The organism is Stenotrophomonas sp. YJH_SMC_65, from assembly GCF_059369475.1.
The window spans coordinates 347,905-366,633 of sequence record NZ_JCAFSR010000006.1; the positions used below are offsets into that span (position 1 = coordinate 347,905).

The 18,729-nt window shown below is 67.8% G+C and carries 14 protein-coding genes; 8 read left to right on the top strand and 6 right to left on the bottom strand.

Annotated elements, in window-relative coordinates; genetic code table 11:
* The first annotated feature begins 21 nt into the window (after positions 1-21).
* Together phbB and AC5P7A_RS13825 are read left to right on the top strand one after the other, a co-directional pair.
* Positions 22-762 carry an acetoacetyl-CoA reductase gene (phbB, locus tag AC5P7A_RS13820; protein ID WP_005419193.1) on the top strand — a complete coding sequence of 247 codons (741 nt, stop codon included), beginning with the start codon at positions 22-24 and terminating at the stop codon, positions 760-762.
* Positions 763-990: 228 nt separating this feature from the next.
* Positions 991-3,288 carry a TonB-dependent receptor gene (locus AC5P7A_RS13825; RefSeq protein WP_126411349.1) on the top strand — a complete coding sequence of 766 codons (2,298 nt, stop codon included), beginning with the start codon at positions 991-993 and terminating at the stop codon, positions 3,286-3,288.
* Positions 3,289-3,727: 439 nt separating this feature from the next.
* Here the strand turns inward: AC5P7A_RS13825 and AC5P7A_RS13830 are convergent, their stop codons facing one another.
* Positions 3,728-4,981, bottom strand: coding sequence for a flavohemoglobin expression-modulating QEGLA motif protein (locus AC5P7A_RS13830; RefSeq protein ID WP_053495753.1), 1,254 nt, complete (start codon positions 4,979-4,981; stop codon positions 3,728-3,730).
* Positions 4,982-5,107: 126 nt separating this feature from the next.
* On the bottom strand, positions 5,108-6,217 hold the full coding sequence (gene rsgA, locus AC5P7A_RS13835; protein WP_032956568.1) for a ribosome small subunit-dependent GTPase A: 1,110 nt from the start codon (positions 6,215-6,217) through the stop codon (positions 5,108-5,110).
* Positions 6,218-6,331: 114 nt separating this feature from the next.
* Between rsgA and AC5P7A_RS13840 the strand changes: the two genes are divergently transcribed.
* The 3 genes from AC5P7A_RS13840 to AC5P7A_RS13850 are packed head-to-tail and all read left to right on the top strand — an operon-like array spanning position 6,332 to position 8,951.
* Positions 6,332-7,606 carry a pyridoxal phosphate-dependent aminotransferase gene (locus AC5P7A_RS13840; protein ID WP_227864568.1) on the top strand — a complete coding sequence of 425 codons (1,275 nt, stop codon included), beginning with the start codon at positions 6,332-6,334 and terminating at the stop codon, positions 7,604-7,606.
* Between the two features lie 3 nt (positions 7,607-7,609).
* Positions 7,610-8,227, top strand: coding sequence for an SGNH/GDSL hydrolase family protein (locus AC5P7A_RS13845; RefSeq protein ID WP_032956572.1), 618 nt, complete (start codon positions 7,610-7,612; stop codon positions 8,225-8,227).
* Positions 8,228-8,231: 4 nt separating this feature from the next.
* Positions 8,232-8,951: a class I SAM-dependent methyltransferase gene (locus tag AC5P7A_RS13850; protein WP_134809270.1), complete on the top strand. Its 720-nt coding sequence runs from the start codon at positions 8,232-8,234 to the stop codon at positions 8,949-8,951.
* 100 nt (positions 8,952-9,051) lie between these two features.
* Here the strand turns inward: AC5P7A_RS13850 and AC5P7A_RS13855 are convergent, their stop codons facing one another.
* Complete coding sequence (locus AC5P7A_RS13855) at positions 9,052-9,831, bottom strand: polysaccharide deacetylase family protein (RefSeq protein ID WP_049440647.1); 780 nt, start codon at positions 9,829-9,831, stop codon at positions 9,052-9,054.
* A 59-nt stretch (positions 9,832-9,890) separates the two neighbouring features.
* Here AC5P7A_RS13855 and grxD point away from each other — a divergent pair, with 59 nt between their 5' ends.
* Complete coding sequence (grxD, locus tag AC5P7A_RS13860; RefSeq protein WP_049440649.1) at positions 9,891-10,817, top strand: Grx4 family monothiol glutaredoxin; 927 nt, start codon at positions 9,891-9,893, stop codon at positions 10,815-10,817.
* Positions 10,818-10,936: 119 nt separating this feature from the next.
* Here grxD and AC5P7A_RS13865 read toward each other — a convergent pair whose 3' ends face one another.
* The 3 genes from AC5P7A_RS13865 to AC5P7A_RS13875 all read right to left on the bottom strand — a co-directional run bounded on the left by AC5P7A_RS13865 (position 10,937) and on the right by AC5P7A_RS13875 (position 15,800).
* Positions 10,937-11,476, bottom strand: coding sequence for a DUF924 family protein (locus AC5P7A_RS13865; RefSeq protein WP_014648372.1), 540 nt, complete (start codon positions 11,474-11,476; stop codon positions 10,937-10,939).
* Between the two features lie 43 nt (positions 11,477-11,519).
* Positions 11,520-12,296, bottom strand: a complete 777-nt coding sequence (locus AC5P7A_RS13870) for an AMP nucleosidase (RefSeq protein WP_005419211.1) — start codon at positions 12,294-12,296, stop codon at positions 11,520-11,522.
* Between the two features lie 117 nt (positions 12,297-12,413).
* Positions 12,414-15,800, bottom strand: a complete 3,387-nt coding sequence (locus tag AC5P7A_RS13875; protein ID WP_495220212.1) for an autotransporter domain-containing protein — start codon at positions 15,798-15,800, stop codon at positions 12,414-12,416.
* A 255-nt stretch (positions 15,801-16,055) separates the two neighbouring features.
* On the opposite strand from AC5P7A_RS13875, the gene AC5P7A_RS13880 reads away from it, so the two are divergent.
* Both AC5P7A_RS13880 and AC5P7A_RS13885 read left to right on the top strand, forming a co-directional pair.
* Positions 16,056-17,465 carry an amidohydrolase gene (locus AC5P7A_RS13880; RefSeq protein WP_495220213.1) on the top strand — a complete coding sequence of 470 codons (1,410 nt, stop codon included), beginning with the start codon at positions 16,056-16,058 and terminating at the stop codon, positions 17,463-17,465.
* Positions 17,465-18,727, top strand: a complete 1,263-nt coding sequence (locus tag AC5P7A_RS13885; protein WP_262093055.1) for an amidohydrolase family protein — start codon at positions 17,465-17,467, stop codon at positions 18,725-18,727. Before AC5P7A_RS13880 ends, AC5P7A_RS13885 begins: the two co-directional genes overlap by 1 nt.
* Positions 18,728-18,729: the final 2 nt, after the last annotated feature.

Consider the following 18,729-nt stretch of genomic DNA (forward strand, 5'->3'; position numbering starts at 1 on the left):
TTTGCCAAGGAGCCTTCTGCAATGACGCTTCGAATCGCTTACGTCACCAGTGGAATGGGCAGTGTCGGCACTGCCATCTGCCAGAGCCTGGCCCGCAGCGGCCACACCGTGGTTGCCGGCTGCGCGCCGAACTCGCCGCGCAAGGCCAACTGGCTGCGCGAGCAGCGCGAACAGGGCTTCGACTTCATCGCCTCCGAAGGCAACGCGACCGACTGGGCCTCGACCAGCGCCGCGTTCGCCAAGGTCCGCGCCGAAGTGGGTGAGGTCGATGTACTGGTCAACAACTCCGGCGGCAGCCGCGACCTGCTGTTCCGGCAGATGACGGTGGAGGACTGGAACGCGGTGATCGCCTCCAACCTCAATGCGCTGTTCAACCTGACCAAGCAGGTGGTCGACGGCATGGCCACGCGGGGCTGGGGCCGCATCATCAACATCGGCTCGGTCAGCGCCCACAAGGGCCAGATCGGCCAGGTGAACTACGCCACCGCCAAGGCCGCGATGCATGGCTTCAGCCGTGCGCTGGCCGCCGAAGTGGCTTCGCGCGGCGTCACCGTCAACACGCTTTCGCCGGGCTACATCGCCAGCCAGGCGATCAGCAGCTTCCCGCCGGATGTACTGGACCGGCTGGCGGCCTCGGTGCCGGTGCGCCGCCTGGGTCGCCCCGAGGAAGTGGCCGGCCTGTGCGCCTGGCTGGCCTCGGATGAAGCCTCGTACGTGACCGGCGCCGACTATCCGGTCAACGGTGGCCTGTACATGGGGTAAGCCAGTCTCCACGCTGCGCGTGGACCGCCTCCCCCACGGAGTGCGCGGGGCCGGTGAACCTTTGCTTGCGAAGGGAATCCGGCCCCTTTTTTCATCCGGCTGCGGGACCTGCGCGGGTGCCCTGCACCATTCGTTGGTTTTCCGTAAAGAAGGTTTCATGTTCCGTTCGCATAGTGGCCCTGCACCGCGCACGCGTGCCGGTGATCACCCCCCATGCAACGGACCACCATGCAGACCCGACACCTGACGATCGCCGTAGCGATCGTGCTCTCCGCCGCTGCCAGCGCCCATGCCGCCACCACCGCCGATACCGGCGCCAGCACCGATGCCGCGCTGAGCGCGCAGACGCTGGATACCGTCTCTGTGATCGGTCAGGGCGAGACCCGCCAGGTGCAGCGCATCACTGCCGTGGACAAGCAGGTGCTGCCGCCGGGCACCAGTGGCCAGAAGATCCTCGATCGCCTTCCGGGCGTGTCGGTGCAGTCCAACGATGCCTTTGGCGCCAACGAGGAATCGCAGACCATCAGCCTGCGCGGCTTCGACAAGAGCCGCCTGGGCTACACGCTGGACGGCATCCCGCTGGGCGACAACAGCTACGGCAATTACAACGGCCTGAGCATCGCCCGCGCGATCATCGCCGAGAACCTGGCCGGCGCCGAACTGTCGCAGGGCATTGGTTCGCTGGGCGTGGCCTCGACCAGCAACCTGGGCGGCACCATCCAGTATTTCTCGATGGATCCGTCCACCGAATTCGGTGGCCGCGCCAGCGTCACCGTCGGCGACAACCACCAGCGCCGCGGCTACCTGCGCGTGGACACCGGCGACCTCAACGGCTTCTCGGCCTATGTGTCCGGCGTGCACCAGGACCAGGACATGTGGGCCGCGCCGTACCAGAACCAGACCACCCGCCAGTTCAATGCCAAGGCAGTGTGGAACGTTGGCGACCACCGTTTCGGTGCGTTCGTGGCGACCTCGCGCGCCAGCCAGGCCAACTATGCCTACCTGTCCAAGGACATGCTGGCACGCGGACTGGGGTATGACTGGAACATCTACGCGCCGGACTGGGATCGCGCCGTCGCCGCCGCGTACTGCGCGCCTGGCACCTACAACAAGGCGCGCTGCAAGTTCAGCGGCGGCGTCAACAGCATCGACGATGCGTACTATCAGAGCCGTGCGCTGCGCGACGACAACCTGTACTCGGTCGATGCCGACCTGCGCCTGGGCGAGCAGGGCCGCCTGAAGCTGCTGGCCTACCACCACGACAACCGTGGCCAGGGCCACTGGTGGGCACCGGGCCAGCCGTCCTACCCGGGTACCGACAGGATGCTGCCGATCTCTATCCGCAGCACCAACTACACGATCAACCGCGATGGCCTGACCGCCGCGCTGTCGTGGACGGTGGGCATCCACGAGCTGGAAGCCGGCCTGTGGTACGAGCAGAACGACCATAACGTGTCGCGCAACTTCTACTACATCAGCGGCCCGTTCCTGGACGACCTGTACCTGAAGAACCCCGACCGCTTGCTGTTCAACCAGGACTTCGACATCCGCACGCGCCAGTTCTACGTGCAGGACCGCATGCGCTTCCTGGACCAGCGCCTGACCGTGGACGTGGGCATCAAGAGTCCCAACACCCGCATGCGCGCCACCGCGCAGCCCGGCGTTGAAACCCGCATTGCGTCGGGCACACTGACCGCCAAGGAATCGGTGCTGCCGCAGGTAGGCCTGGGCCTCAAGCTCAACGCCAACAACGAGCTGTTCGCCTCCTACGCCGAGAACATCGCCGCCTTCGTCGGCGGTGGCAGCGGCGGCCCGCTGCAGGTGTCGCCGGAATCGTTCGCGGCCAGCGCCGGGCTGGAGCCGGAGAAGTCCAAGAGCCTGGAAGCCGGCTTCCGCACTTTCGGTGAGAAGTACCAGGCCTCGATCGCTGCATACAACGTCAAGTTCGACAACCGCCTGCTGTCGCTGAACCCGTGTTCGAGCATCGAAGTCGGCACGCGCCCGGAGTGCGTGACGCGCTTCATCAACGTCGGTTCGGTGAAGAGCCATGGCGCGGAACTGACTTTCATCCTCAAGCCGATTGATGGCCTGCAGTGGTACAACGCGCTGTCCTGGAACAAGACCACCTACGAGGATGACTACACCTCGGGCGGTGCGATCGTTCCGGTGGCCGGCAAGATCACGGTGGATACGCCGCAGCGCATGGCCTCCAGCGAGATCAGCTGGAACCGCGACGGCTTCTTCGCCAGCCTGCGTGCGAAGTACACCGGCAAGCGCTACTACACCTACACCAACGACCAGTCGGTGCCGGGCGTGACCACCTTCGACGCCGGTGCGGGCTACGATTTCGGCCCGGGCCTGGGCCTGCGCAACGTGCGGGTGTCGTTGAACGCGACCAACCTGACCAACAAGCGCTACGCCGGCCAGCTGAGTTCGTTCGCACCGACTGATCCGAAGGGCACGCGCTATGCGATCCATGCGAGCGCACCGCGGCAGCTGTTCATGACGGTGGCGGCGGAGTTCTAGGTCAGAAGCGGGCGCTGCGGCGCATTGACTGTTCCTGCATGGCGCAGGTAGGCAGGCCCATGCAGGACACGCCGTAAACCCGTCCTTGGGGGCTCGATGGCGCCATCCATGGCGCCAACGGTCCTGCATGGGCCTGCCTACCCGCGCTCGACAATTCCCAGCGCCGGCGCGGAGGCAATGGAAAGCAAGAGCAAAAGCAAAGAGCCGGGCATTGCCCGGCGCTTTGCTTTTCAAGCTTCTCAAACGCAATCCCTCTGGTGGACCTGCTGCCGCGCCCGCAGGAAATTGTCTGGAGGAGGCGGGGCACCCTGGTCAGGACCGTTGGCGCCATGGATGGCGCCATCGAGCACCATGGAGGGGCTTTTGCGTGTCCTGACCAGGGTGCCCCGCCTCCTCCCAGCCGATAGCAGGCAGGCGCAGGAGGATCCGCCAACGCATTTCATTCCGGCGCCAGCTGGTCCATCCGTATCCGGTTGGCGAACAGCGAGAACGCCAGCATGCCGGCCAGGCCGTTCGCCCGGCTCACCCAATGCGGCAGCCAGCGCGGTGGCTTCAGTATTCCCGCCTCGAACAGCGGCGCGAACGCGATCGCATCGGCCAGGCTCATCTTGCCGGCGAACAACCAGCGGCAGACCTGCAGGCGGTCCTCGGCCAGCATGTGCCGGAAGAAGGTATGCACCGATACCAGGCCGCGCAGGTACACCGTGTCCTTGGTGAAGGCCAGGCCGCCACTCGGCGGCACGCCACGGAACACGCGCTGGGCCGAGGCGAAACTCTCTTCCGCGTTCTGCCCGGCATCGCAGAAATAGCGGAACACTTCGATGAAATCAGCGCCTTCGCGTGCCATCGCAATCGCTTCGGTACGCAGGCTGATGCGTTTCAGGCGCTCGATGTCGATGCTGCCGGTGATCTGCTCGGCGAAGGTCGCCAACCCTTCCTGGGTCGCCGTTACCCGTGGCGAGGACAACGCCAGGCTCGGCAGTACCGGCTGGCCGCGGCCATTCAATGCGGTCAGCGAATGCACCAGCGCTTCGTGGTGGAACAACTGCGCGCGGTCGTAGGCGCTGAAGCGCGCGCTGGTGCGCAGGCGGATGCGGGTCGGGCCGGCGGCGGCCTTGGACACCAGCTCCGGATCCAGCTGCACCTGGATGATGCGCGATTCGAAGAACGCATCCAGATCATTCTGCAGCTGCAGCTGCAGGGCGATGGCCGAGACCGGCACCTGTTCTTCCGGCGCCAGCAGTTCGTGGTCCAGTTCGGCGGCAATCTGTATGAAGTGGCGCGCCGCGTCGCGCGTGCTCGGGCCATTGCCCGGCAGCGGCTGCTCGGGGGCGCCGAACAGCTGCACCGAACAGGTATCAACGGCGGCGGTGCCCAGTCCTTCCAGCAGCTGCGCGGCCAGGTCCCAGCTCTGCGCTGACTGCCGCACGTAGTGGCCCAGCGGATGAGTGTCGTCGCAGTCGGCGGCGATCGCGGCCAGCGCGCGACGTTCTTCGCTGAAGTCCAGCCGTGGGTAATCCACCTTCGGCAGCACCGGCTGGCCGCGCGCCACGCTGTCCAGGAACGGTGCCTGCAGCGTGGCCGGCCAGCTGGTCAGGCCCAGCAGGCGGATGCCTCCCACGGCCTCGACCAGGCGCGCATCGAGCGCTGCATGGTGGGCCACATCACGGTCCAGCGTCGCAGTCGGTTCCATGCGCGGACTATAACGCCCTGCCGTGCCCGGCGCGGTGCGCCGCCGCCCGAGCATTGGCTCGGGCGCTACATGAAATGACTCCACCGCGGACCAGCTGTAGAGCCAAGCCCATGCTCGGCTGCCTTGTTACCGCCTACGCGGCTTGCCTGCCGGGCGGAACTGCTGGCCCTTGCCTTTCTTGCCGCCGCGCTCCTGCGCGGTCTCGGCCTGGCGTACCGCCAGCTTGGCGGCAGCGGCAGCCACTTCTTCCTTCAGCTTGAAATAGTTCAGCAACCGGCTCTCTTCGATCTCGCCCGCCTCGATCGCCGCCCGCACCGCACAGCCTGGTTCCTGCTGGTGCTTGCAGTCGTTGAAACGGCACTGTGCGGCCAGCGCCTCGATGTCGGCGAAGCCACCTTCGGACAGCGTCTCTTCGCCGGTCGGCTTCAGCTCGCGCATGCCCGGGGTGTCGATCAGGCAGGCGCCCGTCGGCAACGGCATCAGCGCGCGGTGGGTGGTGGTATGGCGGCCACGCGAATCGTTGGCGCGCACCGCGTTGGTCTTCATCCGCTGCTCGCCAAGCAGGGTGTTGGTCAACGTGGATTTGCCGGCACCGGAGGAACCGACCAGCACCACCGTGCGGCCCGGGCCCAGCCACGGTTGCAGCACCGCCACACTGTCGGCATCCAGGCCGTTGATCGCATGCAGCGCGATGCCCTGCATCTCCAGCTCTTCCAGCACCGCCAGCGCATCCTCGCTGTACTCGGTCTGGTCGGCCTTGGTCAGCACCACCACCGGTTCTGCACCACCACCGCCGACCAGCAGCAGGTAGCGCTCGATGCGGCGCGGATTGAAGTCGGCATCCAGGCCGCAGACGATGAACACCGTGTCGATGTTGGCCGCGATCACCTGCTGGTGGTAGTGCTCGCCGGCGGCGCCACGCTTGATCGCGGTGCGGCGTGGCAGCAGCGCGACAATGCGGATGCCGTCCAGCAGCACCCAGTCGCCCACTGCAGGCCGCTCGTGGCTGGGGAAGCGCGGGCGCTGCCATTCCGGCAGCGATTCGGCCTTGATCGACGCATCCGGGCCATCGGCCACCACGTAGTGGGTGCGGTGCTGTTCGATCACCCGCGCCGGGCGGGCCTGCGGGTGCGCGGCCATCACGGCCTGCCAGTCGGCCTGCTGCGCCGGGCCCGGCCAGGGCCAACCGATGGTCTGCAGGGCGATGAAATCGGGGGTCTGGGTCATCGCCGCCATTCTACCTGCGCCGGCGCCCTGCCAGCCCAGCAATGACAAGCCCGGCACCCTTGCCATGCACTGCAGCAATTCCGGTAGGATGGAATCCCCATGCCTTTTGACGGCCCAGCCCCCATGTCCACCAACTCGCCCAAGCCCCTGGCCATCCGCGAGCGCCTTTCCGAAGTGCGCTACGAAATCCGCGGAGAACTGGCGCGGCGAGCCCGGGAGCTGGAGGCGCAGGGCCGCAAGCTGATCAAGCTCAACATCGGCAACCCGGGCAACTTCGGTTTCCGCGCGCCCGAGCACCTGCAGCGCGCGATCGCCGATGACATGGGCCGCACCGATCCATACACCCACCAGCAGGGCCTGCCGGTCGCACGCGAAGCCATCGCGGCGTACTACGCCCGCCGTGGCGCACCGGATGCGCACCCCGACCGTGTGTTCGTCGGCAACGGCGTCAGCGAACTGATCGACCTGTCGCTGCGCGCATTGCTCAACCCGGGCGACGAAGTGCTGGTGCCCTCACCCGACTACCCGCTGTGGTCGGCCTCGACCATCCTCAACGATGGCCGCCCGGTGTACTACCGCTGCGCCGCCGAGAACGGCTTCCAGCCGGACCCGAGCGAGATCGAGACGCTGGTGTCCTCGCGCACCCGCGCCATCGTGCTGATCAACCCGAACAACCCCAGCGGCGCCAGCTACCCGCGTGAACTGCTCGAGCGCGTGGTCGAGATCGCGCGCCGCCACAACCTGCTGCTGCTGGTCGATGAGATCTACGACCAGATCCTGTACGACGATGCGGTATTCGAGCCGGTCGCGCCGCTGGCCGGCGACCACCCGTGCCTGACCTTCAGTGGCCTGAGCAAGGTGCACCGTGCCTGCGGCTGGCGCGTGGGCTGGGCCCACCTCAGCGGCGACGACGCGCGCCTGGGCGACTTCCGCGCTGCGCTGGACCTGCTCGGCGCGCTGCGCCTGTGCGCCAACGTGCCGGGCCAGTACGCCATCGAGGCCGCAGTGAACGGCCCGGACACCATCTCCGAACTGTGCACCCCGGGCGGCCGCCTGTATGAAACCCGCCGCGCGGTGATCGAAGCCTGCGAAGCCAGTGAGCACCTGTCGCTGGTCGCGCCGGCCGGTGCGCTGTACGCGTTCCCGGCCGTGGTCGGTGCCGCCGCCAAGGGCTTCGACGACCACAACTTCGCGCTGGATCTGATGAACAATGAAGGCGTGCTGGTGGTACCGGGTTCCAGCTTCAACGTGCCCTACCGCCATCATTTCCGCGTGACCCTGCTGCCGGAAGCCTCGGTGATGCGCGATGTGTTCGCCCGCATCGACCGCGTGCTGGCCCGCCGTGCCGAGGACGCGACCAAGGTCGTACCGTTGAAGCCGCGCCGTTCGGTGGCCTGAGCCGTGGCGCTGTCCTACCTGGCGCTGGGCGATTCGTACACCATCGGAGAAGCCGTTGCCGTTGAAGGCCGCTGGCCACACCAGCTGGCCGCCGCCCTGCGTGCGCAGGATGTGGCGCTGGCCGACCCGCAGACCATCGCCACCACCGGCTGGACCACCGACGAGCTGGACGCCGGCATCGATGCGGCCGCGCCGCAGGGCCCGTTCGATTTCGTCAGCCTGCTGATCGGCGTCAACAACCAGTACCGCGGCCGGCCGCTGGACGAGTACCGCGTACAGTTCCACGCCCTGCTGCAGCGGGCGATCGGCTTTGCCGGTGGCCGCCCCGGGCGTGTGCTGGTGCTGTCCTTCCCCGACTGGGGCGCGACGCCGTTCGGTATCGGCAGCGGCCGTGACCTGGCCGCGATCGAGATCGAGACCGACGAATTCAACGCGGCCGCTGAAGTGATCTGCACCCAGCAGGGCGTGGCCTTCGTCGACATCACAGACATCAGCCGTGACCACGGTGGCGACCCGGCGATGATCGCCGACGACGGCCTGCACCCTTCAGCACGGATGTACGCGCTGTGGAGCGCGCGCGCGCTGCCGGTCGCCGCCCACCTGCTCGGCGGAACGGACTGACCCGATGGATGGCACGCCACGGAACGGCCCGCCCCTGCCCTGCACACCCTTGAGCGCCGCGCAGGCCCGCGCGATCGCCGAGGCATTCCGCCCCGCACACGCCTGGGCCAGCCGCCGCGACTACTACTACACCCGCAGCAAGCTGGGCAGCGACCCGCTGTATGACGGCGTGCTGCAGCACCTGCCTGGCGACGGGCAACCCGTGCTGGACCTGGGCTGCGGGCTGGGCCTGTTCGCCCACGTGCTGCGCCAGCGCGGTGGCTGCCAGCCCTACCTGGGCGTGGACGTGGATGCCGGCAAGATCGCCCGTGCCCAGCGTGCCGCCACCGGCCTGCCCGCTGTGCGCTTCGACTGTCTGGACGTGCAGGCGCCGCTGCCGGCGCAGGCCGGGCATGTGCTGCTGCTGGATGTGCTGCAGTACCTGGACGCGGGCCCACAGCAGGCACTGCTGCGTGAGGCCAGTATGCGGGTCGCTCCCGGCGGCCGCCTGCTGCTGCGCACGCCACTGGCCACCGGCGATGGCCGCGACCGCACCACGCGGGTGGCGGACCGGCTGGCCTGGCTGGTCGGCTGGATGGGCACGCGGCCGCGCCACTACCCCGACCCGCAGGTGCTGCAGGCGACACTGGCCGAGGCCGGATTGAAAGTGACGGCACCGCGCCCCCTGCACGGGCGCACGCCGTTCAACAGCTGGTTGCTGGTGGCCGAACGCCCCGCGTTGTAGCGCCGAGTGCAGCATGTGCCGGCGCTGCGCCACAGGATGATCGCCAACCCTTGTGGCGCCGAGCCCATGCTCGGCTGCTCCACACCACCAGGGCCCGGCGTTACGGAACCGGCAGCCGCGCCTTCAGCCCCCGCTCGTCCAGCGCCTGCAGCACGCGTTCGATGATCGCCAGGTTGTGGCCGTGGGCGGCCCCCTCATGCAGCAGCACGATGGCGCCCGGGCGCAGGTCCGGCAGCAGCCGCGACAGCACGCCTTCCGGCGTGCAGCCGACACCGTCGTAGCCACGGGCGCTCCAGCCCACGCGCACCAGTCCCAGCGCCTTCAGCACCGGCGCCACGAACGGATTGGTCATGCCCACCACCGAACGGTACCAGCGCACCGGGCGGCCGCTTACCGCCTGCAGCGCATGCTGGCAGCCCTCGATCTCGGCACGCATCGCTGCCGGGCCCAGCCGCCAGAAGCGCGCCTGCGGATGGCTGTGGCTGTGGTTGCCCAGGTCGTGGCCGCGGCGCAGGATCTCCTGCACCAGGTCCGGCTGTGCCAGCGCACGCTCGCCCACCAGGAAGAAGGTGGCGCGGGCCTGGTAGCGGTCCAGCAGGTCGAGCACCGCACGGGTCTCCGGGCCGGGACCGTCATCGATGGTCAACCAGACGCTGTTTCCGGCCTCTCCCATCCGGCTCAGCACCGGCGCGTAGAAGCGGCTGTTGGGCAGGAATACCGGCACCAGGAACAGTGCGTGGCTGGCCACCATCACGGGCAGCCCCCAGTGCCAGCCGGCCAGGGCCCAGACCAGGATCACGGCCAGCTGCGACGCCACCAGCCAGGGCAGCCAGCGCCAGGGCCGGGTCGGGATGCGATGCAATGTTCCTGCGTTGCTCATCCCCCATGATGCCATGAGGGGTAGAATTGATGATTCGAATTCCCGGAACCCCGACGTCCATGTCCCTCGATCCCGCCCTGCGTTCGCGCATCGAATCCATCCTCAACGCCAACCGCGTCGTGCTGTTCATGAAGGGCCAGCCGTCGATGCCGCAGTGCGGTTTCTCGGCCAAGGCCGTGGGCGCCCTGCAGGACCTCGGCGTCGAGTTCGCCCACGTCAACGTGCTGGCCGACCAGGAAATCCGTGAAGGCATCAAGGCCTATGGCGACTGGCCGACCATTCCGCAGCTGTACATCGACGGCGAACTGATCGGCGGCAGCGACATCGTGCTGCAGATGGCTGCCAGCGGCGAGCTGAGCAGCGTGCTGGGCCTGGCCGCGCCGGACCGTACCCCGCCGAGCATCACCGTCACCCCGGCGGCCGTGGAAATGCTCAAGGGCGCGCTGGCCGATGCCCCGGGCGCTGCTCTGCAGCTGTCCATCGACGCCGGTTTCCAGCCGAACTTCCAGCTGGCCCCGCACGACGAAGGCGCCATCGCCGCCGAGTCCAACGGCCTGCGCGTGCAGTTCGACCTGGCCAGCGCCCGTCGCGCCAACGGCATCACCATCGACTGGGTGGACGACATCCGCGGCAAGGGCCTGGCCATCGACAACCCGAATGCGCCCAAGCCGGTGCAGGAAATCAGCGTGCGCGATGCCGACGACCTGGTGCGTGCCGGCAACATCACCCTGGTGGACGTGCGCCCGGCCGACGAGCGTGAAATCGCCGCCGTGGGCGTGCCGTTCAAGACCTTCGACGGCAACGGCCGCGCCGCGCTGGAAGCCCTGCCCAAGGACACCGCGCTGGCCTTCATGTGCCACCACGGTGGCCGCAGCGCGCAGGCCGCCGAGCAGTTCCGCGCCTTGGGCTTCACCAAGGTGTTCAACGTCACCGGCGGCATCAACGCCTGGTCGGAAGACGTCGACAACGGCGTGCCGAAGTACTGATTGAAGGCCCGGGGTCAGAGCCCTTTCCTGCGGAAAGGCGATCTGACCCCTAAAAAGGGGACGGAGGGAATTAAGTCGTTTGTGGCAAAAACGACTTAATTCCCTCCGTCCCCTTTTTCTTAGCCGGCGAAACCGCCTTCGGCCAGGTAGTCCAGTTCTTCCGGTGAGGGAATGCGACCCAGCACGGCGTTGCGGTGGGGGAAGCGACCGAAGCGGCGGATGATGTCGCGGTGCAGCTCGGCGTACTGCAGGTATTCCTTGTCGCCCAGCACGTCGAACATCGCCACCGAGCGGTCCTGGTCCAGCGGATCCTCGGAGTGCTCGAACGGCAGGTAGATGAAGGCGCGCAGCTTGGGCACCAGCTGCAGGTCCAGGCCTTCCTCGATGGCGCGCATGGCGTAGTGCCGGGCCAGGCCATCGGTGGCGTAGGAATGGGCGCTACCGCGGAAGCAGTTGCGCGGGAACTGGTCCAGCAGCAACATCAGCGCCAGTGCGCCCTCGGCACTGCCCAGCCAGTGTTCGCGCGCGCGCGAGGCGGCTGCGAAATGCTCATCCAGGAACAACTGGCGGAACTGCGCGTCGAACGCATCATCGCGGGCGAACCACTTCGCAGGGCCCGCCTCTTTCCAGAATTCCACCACGTGCGCGGCAACGTCCATCACCTACTCCCCAGGGCCGGCGCGCCGCGCCAGGCCATCATCATCATTCGTCGAAGCGCAGGTGGCGGACCGACTTGCCGTTGCGCCGGATAAGCTTAAGCGCCTCGATACCGATCTGGATATGGTTTTCCACGAACTGGGAGCTGACCTTGGCATCGGAGGCCTCGGTCTTGACCCCATCGGGGATCATCGGCTGGTCCGACACCAACAGCAGTGCGCCGCTGGGAATGTGGTTGGCGAAGCCAGCGGCGAACACGGTGGCGGTTTCCATGTCGATGGCCATGCAGCGCATCGCCCGCAGCCGCTCCTTGAACGCCTCGTCGTGCTCCCAGACCCGGCGGTTGGTGGTGTAGACGGTACCGGTCCAGTAGTCGTGGCCGAGATCACGGATCATGGTCGAGACCGCACGCTGCAGCGCGAACGCCGGCAAGGCCGGCACTTCCGGCGGCAGGTAGTCGCCCGAAGTGCCCTCACCGCGGATCGCTGCGATCGGCAGCACCAGGTCACCCAGCTGGTTCTTGCGCTTCAGGCCACCGCACTTGCCCAGGAACAGCACCGCCTTGGGCATCACCGCCGACAGCAGGTCCATGATGATCGCGGCATTGGGGCTGCCCATGCCGAAGTTGATCATGGTGATGCCATCGATGGTGGCGCTGGCCATCGGCCGGTCCAGGCCGATGACCGGGGCGCCGGTCAGCGCGGAGAAGGTGTGCAGGTAGCCGCCGAAATTGGTCAGCAGGATATGCTGGCCGAACTGGTCCAGCGGAACGCCGGTATAACGCGGCAGCCAGTTGTCGACGATTTCCTGTTTGCTCTTCATGCCCGGTCCGGTTCTGCAGGGGCGCCATTGTAGGCAACGCTGCGCCTGCCCTGCCACACAAAGAGAAGGGGCGGCCCAACGGCCGCCCCTCCTGGTTTCCCTGCGGAAGCCGGTGGCTTAGAAACGCACCGACCAGCGCAGGTTGGCACCGTGGTCGCGGCTTTCGTCGCCGAACTGGCCGCTGTAGCCCAGTTCCAGCTGCTGCTTGGCGGTCAGCCAGGCCGAGAGGCCCAGTTCGGCCACCACCGCGCTGTCGGCGATGGGTGCACCGTTGACCACGAAGCTGTCACCGCCGGTGGCAAAGCCCAGGCGGGCCGACGGGTTGCGGTCGCCGCTGGCGTGGCGGTACGCCACCGCGCCGCGCACGTGCAACCAGCTGTCCTGCTGGAACGAGGCCTTCAGGCCCTTGTCGAAGCGCACGCCGGCCGTGGCCAGGGTGGTGCGCACGTCGTCCACCGAACCCTGCAGGGCCGCAGCACCGCCACGCTCGTTCACGTGCTTGGTGTCCACTTCCACGCGGGCCACCTGCACGTACGGCTCCAGGCCAGCCTCGCGGCCACCGAAGCGGTAGGCCGCTTCGATGAAGGCCTGGCGGGTACGCGCGTCGTAGCGGGCGCTCAGGGTGTCGCTGTAACCGGCGAACGCCAGCTCACGGGTACTGTCCACATCGTGTTCGCTCCATGCCAGGCCGCCACGCAGGCCGAAACCGCCCCAATTGTGGCTGGCGTAGGCGCCGAAGTGGGTGTTGTCCACCTTCGACCTCGCACGGCGCCCTTCGCCCTGCTTCACGTCGGTGCGGCCGGTACCGGCCAGCACGCCCACCTGCCAGCCGCCGAACTCGCGGTCGGCACCGACCAGCAGGCCGTTGCTGTTGGCTTCGGTGCGGGCGGTGTTGGTGTTGCCATCCAGCGTGGTGCTGCCGGCCAGGGCCTGCACCCACACACCGGTGGCGTCGCCGCCTTCGGCACCCGGTGCAGCGGCACCGGCACGGCGGGCCAGCGCGGCATCACGCACGTAGCGGCTGCCTTCCAGCAGGGCAGCGCTGGTGGCGGCATGCAGTTCGCCGCTGAGGCTGTCCAGTGCGCTGCCCACCTGTTCCGGGAACAGCATGGTCAGCGGACGCGGCAGGCCCTGGTTGACCGCCAGACCGTCGACCACGGTGGCCACGGCCAACTGGTTGGCGGTGGTGGCCGCGGTAGCCAGCGCGTTGCCGCGGGTCACTTCAATGCGCGCGCCGGCGGCGGAGTAGGCCAGGCCGAACTGCAGGAAGGGCGAGAAGGCGCTGAAATCGGTGCTGGCGAACCGACCGTTCACGCCGCCGTCGGCCTGGATGAAGTTGAACTGCTCGCCCAGGTAGTAGGTGCCCGGTTCCGGCAGCGCCACCAGGGTGCCGCCCAGGGTGGCGGTGCCGGTCACGTGCAGCTGGTCGCTGCGGCTGCCCGGGGCCACCTCGGCCTGGTACACGCCAGTGGCGGTCTGCACATAGTCACCGTTGATGGTGAGCGTGCCGATGGAGTTGCCCGGAGCGATGATGCCGGCCACGGTGGTGTTTCCCAGCTGGCCCACGCCCTTCAGCGTGCCCTTTTCACCCACGAAGGTGCTGCCGCCGGTCTGCACGCCGTTGAAGGACACCACGCCACCGGTGACGGTCAGGTCCGAGCCGTCCAGCACACCGGTGGCGGTGATGCGGCTGCTGCCGCCCAGGCTGTTCAGCGCTGTGTTCTGCAGGGTGCCGTTCAGCAGGAAGGTTCCGCCGGTCACGTCCACGGCGCTGGTCAGCGTGTTCACGCCGTCCAGTTCCAGCACGCCTTCGCGCACCACCGCGCCGTTGAAGCTGTTGTCGCCGCTCAGGCGCAGCCAGCCGATGCCGCTCTTGGTCAGTTTGCCCGGGCCGCCGATGTCATTGGTCCAGTCGTCCCATGCATCACCTTCCCACACCTTCAGGCCGCCGGCCTTCTGGTTCATCACCACTTCGGTGTCCACGCGCAGCGAGCCGTAGCCTTCGACGGCCGCAGCCAGGTTCATCAGGCCCCAGCCGTAGACATCGTCCACGCCTGCAGCACCCAGGTCGGTGGCGGTGGTCAGCAGCACGTCGCGCACCTGCGCGCTGTCCAGGTACGGGAAGCGCTCGAACAGCAGGCCCAGCGCGCCGGTGACGTGCGGGGCGGCCATGGACGTGCCGCTCAGTTCCTCGTAATCGGACGACGGGGTCTGGCTGATGATGTCCACCACCAGGTTGCCATTGTCATCGTAGAAATCACCTTCGATCACCGAATCGGGACCGTACACGGTCGAGTTGATGTTCGAGCCGGGCGCGGCGAGGCACCAGTTCGCCGCCAGGCCACAGCGCATCGAGCGGTTGCTCAGCTCCAGGTCCTGATTGACGTTGACCACGGCCAGCCAGTACGGCTCGACGTCGGCGACGGCGCGCGGCAGCGAGGCATACATGCCGGCAATCGGCGCTTCTTCCGGCGAAGTGTTGGGCGAATCGGTGTTGCCAGCGGCCCATACCTGGATCAGTCCGCTGCTGCGCGAACCTTCGGCCATCGCAGCCAGACTGGCGGCGAACACCGGGTGCGACTGGTACATGTCCAGGTCTTCCGCTGTGGTCGGCTCGTTGGCCAGGCCCCAGCTGTGGTTGATGGCGCGCACACCCTGCTCGTTCATCTGCGCATACAGCTGCGGGTAGATCGAATCGTCGGCCTGGATGGCGGCGATGGTCTGTTCGTCCAGATACAGGGAACCGCCGATATTCACCACCGACAGGTAGGTGGCGCTGTTGGAGAACAGGCGGGCCACGCTCAGGTCGGCGCCGAAGGCAACACCGTGGGTGCCGTGGCCATCACGGTTGGCGGCGATGGTGCCCGACACGTGGGTACCGTGCACGTTGTAGCTCAGGCCTTCGTAGAAGCCATTGCGCTCCAGCAGATCGGCATAGTCCGGGTCGAGCAGCTGGTAGGACACGGCCACCTGGTCACCGTCGCTGGCGAAGCAGGCGTCCGGGCCACTCAGCACTTCGCGCGCGCACAGGCTGCCATCGGCCAGCACGTCGGCCAGATGGATGCTGCGGTGGTCCTTGCCGGCGAACTCGTCGTGGTCCAGGCCGGTGCCGCTGTCGAACACGCCCAGGCGGATGCCGGTGCCGGTCAGGCCGCGTGCGTAGGCCACATCGGCGTTGATCGCCTGCAGGCCCCAGTCGCTGTTGAATTCGGTGGTGCGCCAGCTGGCGGCATCACCCGGCTTGCCCATGATGGGTTCCGGATCGACTTCCACATCGGCGGCGGCGACGGCCAGCGACGGCGAAGCGGTGAGGACCGGTGCGGCAGACGCGGCCTGCAGGCTGCGCTGGAACTGGTAACGCGACAAGGCGTCTGCGTTGCTGTCCTGGGCCAGCGCCGGCAGAGCGGCGGCCATCAGCAGCGAGCCAACAATGGCCGAGGCCAGGGGTGAGGGGAGGATCGAGCGGCGGGAAGCGGTGGAGCGATACGACGGGAAGACAATCATCTGCAGTTACGTCCTTGATTCCTTGAAATATTTCAGGTGCAGCTCCGTCATGGAGCAATGGAAAGCACACCTCACGGCGGGTCAGCGCTCGCTGTCCCACCGGTTGGTAGCGGCAGGTGTCACAAAAAATTAATGCTTCGTTCAGAATTTTTGTATAGGAAAATCCCCACCCCTGCCCCTGCCCAAGGTCACTTGGCAAGTGGTATCGACGACGGATAGCGTCGGCGGATTCACGCGTGGGTTGGGGATCTCTGCATGGCATCGATGGTGTTGCGCGCCGCTCTTGGGATGGCGCTGGTTTCGTTGAGCACGGCACCGGCGGTGGGCGCCTCGCGCTTCGTCGCCGATCCCTACCCCAGCACCTACCGGGCGCATCCCGATGCGCCGGTGCTGATCCAGAACGCCACCGTGCTCACCGGCACCGGCCAGCGCCTGGACAACGCCGACGTGCTGCTGCGCGAGGGCCGCATCGCCGCCGTGGGCCGCCAGCTGCAGGCCGATGCCGGGGTCACCCGCATCGATGCGCGGGGCAAGTGGGTCACCCCGGGCCTGATCGACGTGCACTCGCACCTGGGCGTGTACCCCAGCCCGGGCGTCGGCGCGCACAGCGACGGCAACGAGATGACCGCACCGGTCACCGCCAATGTCTGGGCCGAGCACTCGGTGTGGCCGCAGGACCCGGGCTTCGCTACAGCCCTGGCCGGAGGCGTGACCAGCATGCAGGTGCTGCCTGGCTCGGCCAACCTGGTCGGTGGCCGTGGCGTGACCCTGAAGAACGTGCCGGCCATCACCTACCAGGCCATGAAATTCCCGGGTGCTCCGTGGGGGCTGAAAATGGCCTGCGGCGAGAACCCGAAACGGGTTTACGGCGAAGGCAAGGGCGTCGCCCCAGCCACGCGGATGGGCAACGTTGCCGGCTACCGCGCCGCCTTCATCGATGCTGCCGACTACATCGCCAAGAACAAACCCAAGCCGGCCAAGCGCAAGGGCTGGTTCGGCAGCGACAAGGGCGACAGCGCCGGTGATGCCGGCGGCAAGCGCGATCTCAAGCTGGACACGCTGGCCGGCGCGATCGAAGGCGACATCCGCGTGCACATCCACTGCTACCGCGCCGACGAGATGGCCACCATGCTCGACCTGGCCAAGGAATTCGGCTTCAAGGTGGCGGCCTTCCACCACGGCGTAGAGGCCTACAAGCTGGCCGACCGGCTGGCCGCCGACGGCGTCTGCGGTGCGCTGTGGGCCGACTGGTGGGGCTTCAAGATGGAAGCCTTCGATGGCATTCCGGAGAACATCGCACTGGTCGACCGGCCGAAGAACAGCTGCGCCATCGTCCATTCCGATTCGCCCGAAGGCATCCAGCGCCTGAACCAGGAAGCGGCCAAGGTGATCGCCGCCGCGCGCCGCGCGCACATGCCGGAGATCACGCCCGAACATGCCATCACCTGGATGACGGCCAATGCCGCCAGAGCGCTGGGCATTGAAGGCCAGACCGGCACCCTGGAGGCCGGCAAGATGGCCGACGTAGTGGTGTGGAACGGCAACCCCTTCGGTTCCTACGCGCTGGCCGAACAGGTCTTCATCGACGGCCGCCGCCTGTACGACCGCAGTGCGCCGGCAGCGACGCCGCGTTCCGATTTCCAGCTCGGCCAGGAGGTGCACTGATGGGCGCGTTGAACAAGCGTCGCCGGGCTTGGCTCGGCGCTACGGTCATGGTGCTGGTCTACCTCTCCGCAGCTGCGCAGGCGCAGGACCTGCTGGTCCGCAACGCCACCGTACATACGGCCAGCGCGCGCGGCAGCCTGCAGCACGCCGATGTACTGGTGCAGGGCGGCATCATCCGCGCAGTCGGCAACGGGCTGTCCGCACCGGCCGGGGCCAACGTCGTCGAGGCCGATGGCCGCCCGCTGACACCCGCGCTGTTCGGGGGCATCACCGAGATCGGCATCGAAGAAGTCTCCGGTGAAGCGAGCACGGTCGACAGCACGCTGAAGATCGGTGAACAACCGTTGCGCCCCGAATTCGATGTCACCCTGGCCTACAACCCGGCCTCGGTGCTGATCCCGGTGGCGCGCCTGGACGGCATCGGCTTCACCGCCCTGGGGGCCGCCACCGGTGGCGGCTTCGTCGCTGGCCAGGGCGGTGTGATGCGGCTGGACGGCAGCGCCGATCCCCTCGGGCCGCGCGCGCTGTTCCTGCGCCTGGGGTCGGCCGCAGTGGAACTGACCGGGCATTCGCGTGCGGCGCAATGGATGCTGCTGCAGCAGATGGTGGACGAGGCGCGTGGCCAGGTCGCCGCGGACTCACCGCATGCGCTGCTGACCCCGGCCGGGCGCCGCACGCTGGGCCGCTACCTGGCCGGCCAGGGCCGCATCGTGGTGGAGGTGGACCGTGCGGCGGACATCCGCCAGCTGCTGCGCTGGGCCGCCCGCGAGAAGGTGAAGATCGCCATTGCCGGTGGCAGCGAAGCCTGGCAGCTGGCACCGGAGCTGGCCGCCGCGCAGGTGCCGGTGTTCGTCGACGTGCTGTCCAACCTGCCGGCCAGCTTCGACCAGATCGGTGCAACCCTGGAAAATGCGGCACGCCTGCAACGGGCCGGCGTGGCGGTCTCGTTCGTGCAGCGTGGCGACGCCTCGCACAACGCCCGCAAGATGCGCCAGCTGGCCGGCAATGCCGTGGCCAATGGACTGCCCTGGGCCGACGGCCTGGCCGGCCTGACCCGGGTGCCGGCGCAGGCGTTCGGTGTGGCCGACCAGATCGGCAGCATCGAGCCGGGCAAGCGTGCCGACCTGGTGCTGTGGGAGGGCGACCCGCTGGACGTGGCGCACTATGCCGAACAGGTCTGGCTGGGCGGCCGGGCGATGCCGATGCGCTCGCGCCAGACCGAGCTGCGCGATCGCTACCTGCTGCGCAACGCGCAGCCCTGACC

Excerpts from the sequence above, each read along its gene's own strand:
- phbB (WP_005419193.1), top strand. The coding sequence starts at position 22 with ATGACGCTTCGAATCGCTTACGTCACCAGTGGAATGGGCAGTGTCGGC.
- AC5P7A_RS13825 (WP_126411349.1), top strand. The coding sequence starts at position 991 with ATGCAGACCCGACACCTGACGATCGCCGTAGCGATCGTGCTCTCCGCC.
- AC5P7A_RS13830 (WP_053495753.1), bottom strand. The coding sequence starts at position 4,981 with ATGGAACCGACTGCGACGCTGGACCGTGATGTGGCCCACCATGCAGCG.
- rsgA (WP_032956568.1), bottom strand. The coding sequence starts at position 6,217 with ATGGCGGCGATGACCCAGACCCCCGATTTCATCGCCCTGCAGACCATC.
- AC5P7A_RS13840 (WP_227864568.1), top strand. The coding sequence starts at position 6,332 with ATGTCCACCAACTCGCCCAAGCCCCTGGCCATCCGCGAGCGCCTTTCC.
- AC5P7A_RS13850 (WP_134809270.1), top strand. The coding sequence starts at position 8,232 with ATGGATGGCACGCCACGGAACGGCCCGCCCCTGCCCTGCACACCCTTG.
- AC5P7A_RS13855 (WP_049440647.1), bottom strand. The coding sequence starts at position 9,831 with ATGAGCAACGCAGGAACATTGCATCGCATCCCGACCCGGCCCTGGCGC.
- grxD (WP_049440649.1), top strand. The coding sequence starts at position 9,891 with ATGTCCCTCGATCCCGCCCTGCGTTCGCGCATCGAATCCATCCTCAAC.
- AC5P7A_RS13865 (WP_014648372.1), bottom strand. The coding sequence starts at position 11,476 with ATGGACGTTGCCGCGCACGTGGTGGAATTCTGGAAAGAGGCGGGCCCT.
- AC5P7A_RS13870 (WP_005419211.1), bottom strand. The coding sequence starts at position 12,296 with ATGAAGAGCAAACAGGAAATCGTCGACAACTGGCTGCCGCGTTATACC.
- AC5P7A_RS13875 (WP_495220212.1), bottom strand. The coding sequence starts at position 15,800 with ATGATTGTCTTCCCGTCGTATCGCTCCACCGCTTCCCGCCGCTCGATC.
- AC5P7A_RS13880 (WP_495220213.1), top strand. The coding sequence starts at position 16,056 with ATGGCATCGATGGTGTTGCGCGCCGCTCTTGGGATGGCGCTGGTTTCG.
- AC5P7A_RS13885 (WP_262093055.1), top strand. The coding sequence starts at position 17,465 with ATGGGCGCGTTGAACAAGCGTCGCCGGGCTTGGCTCGGCGCTACGGTC.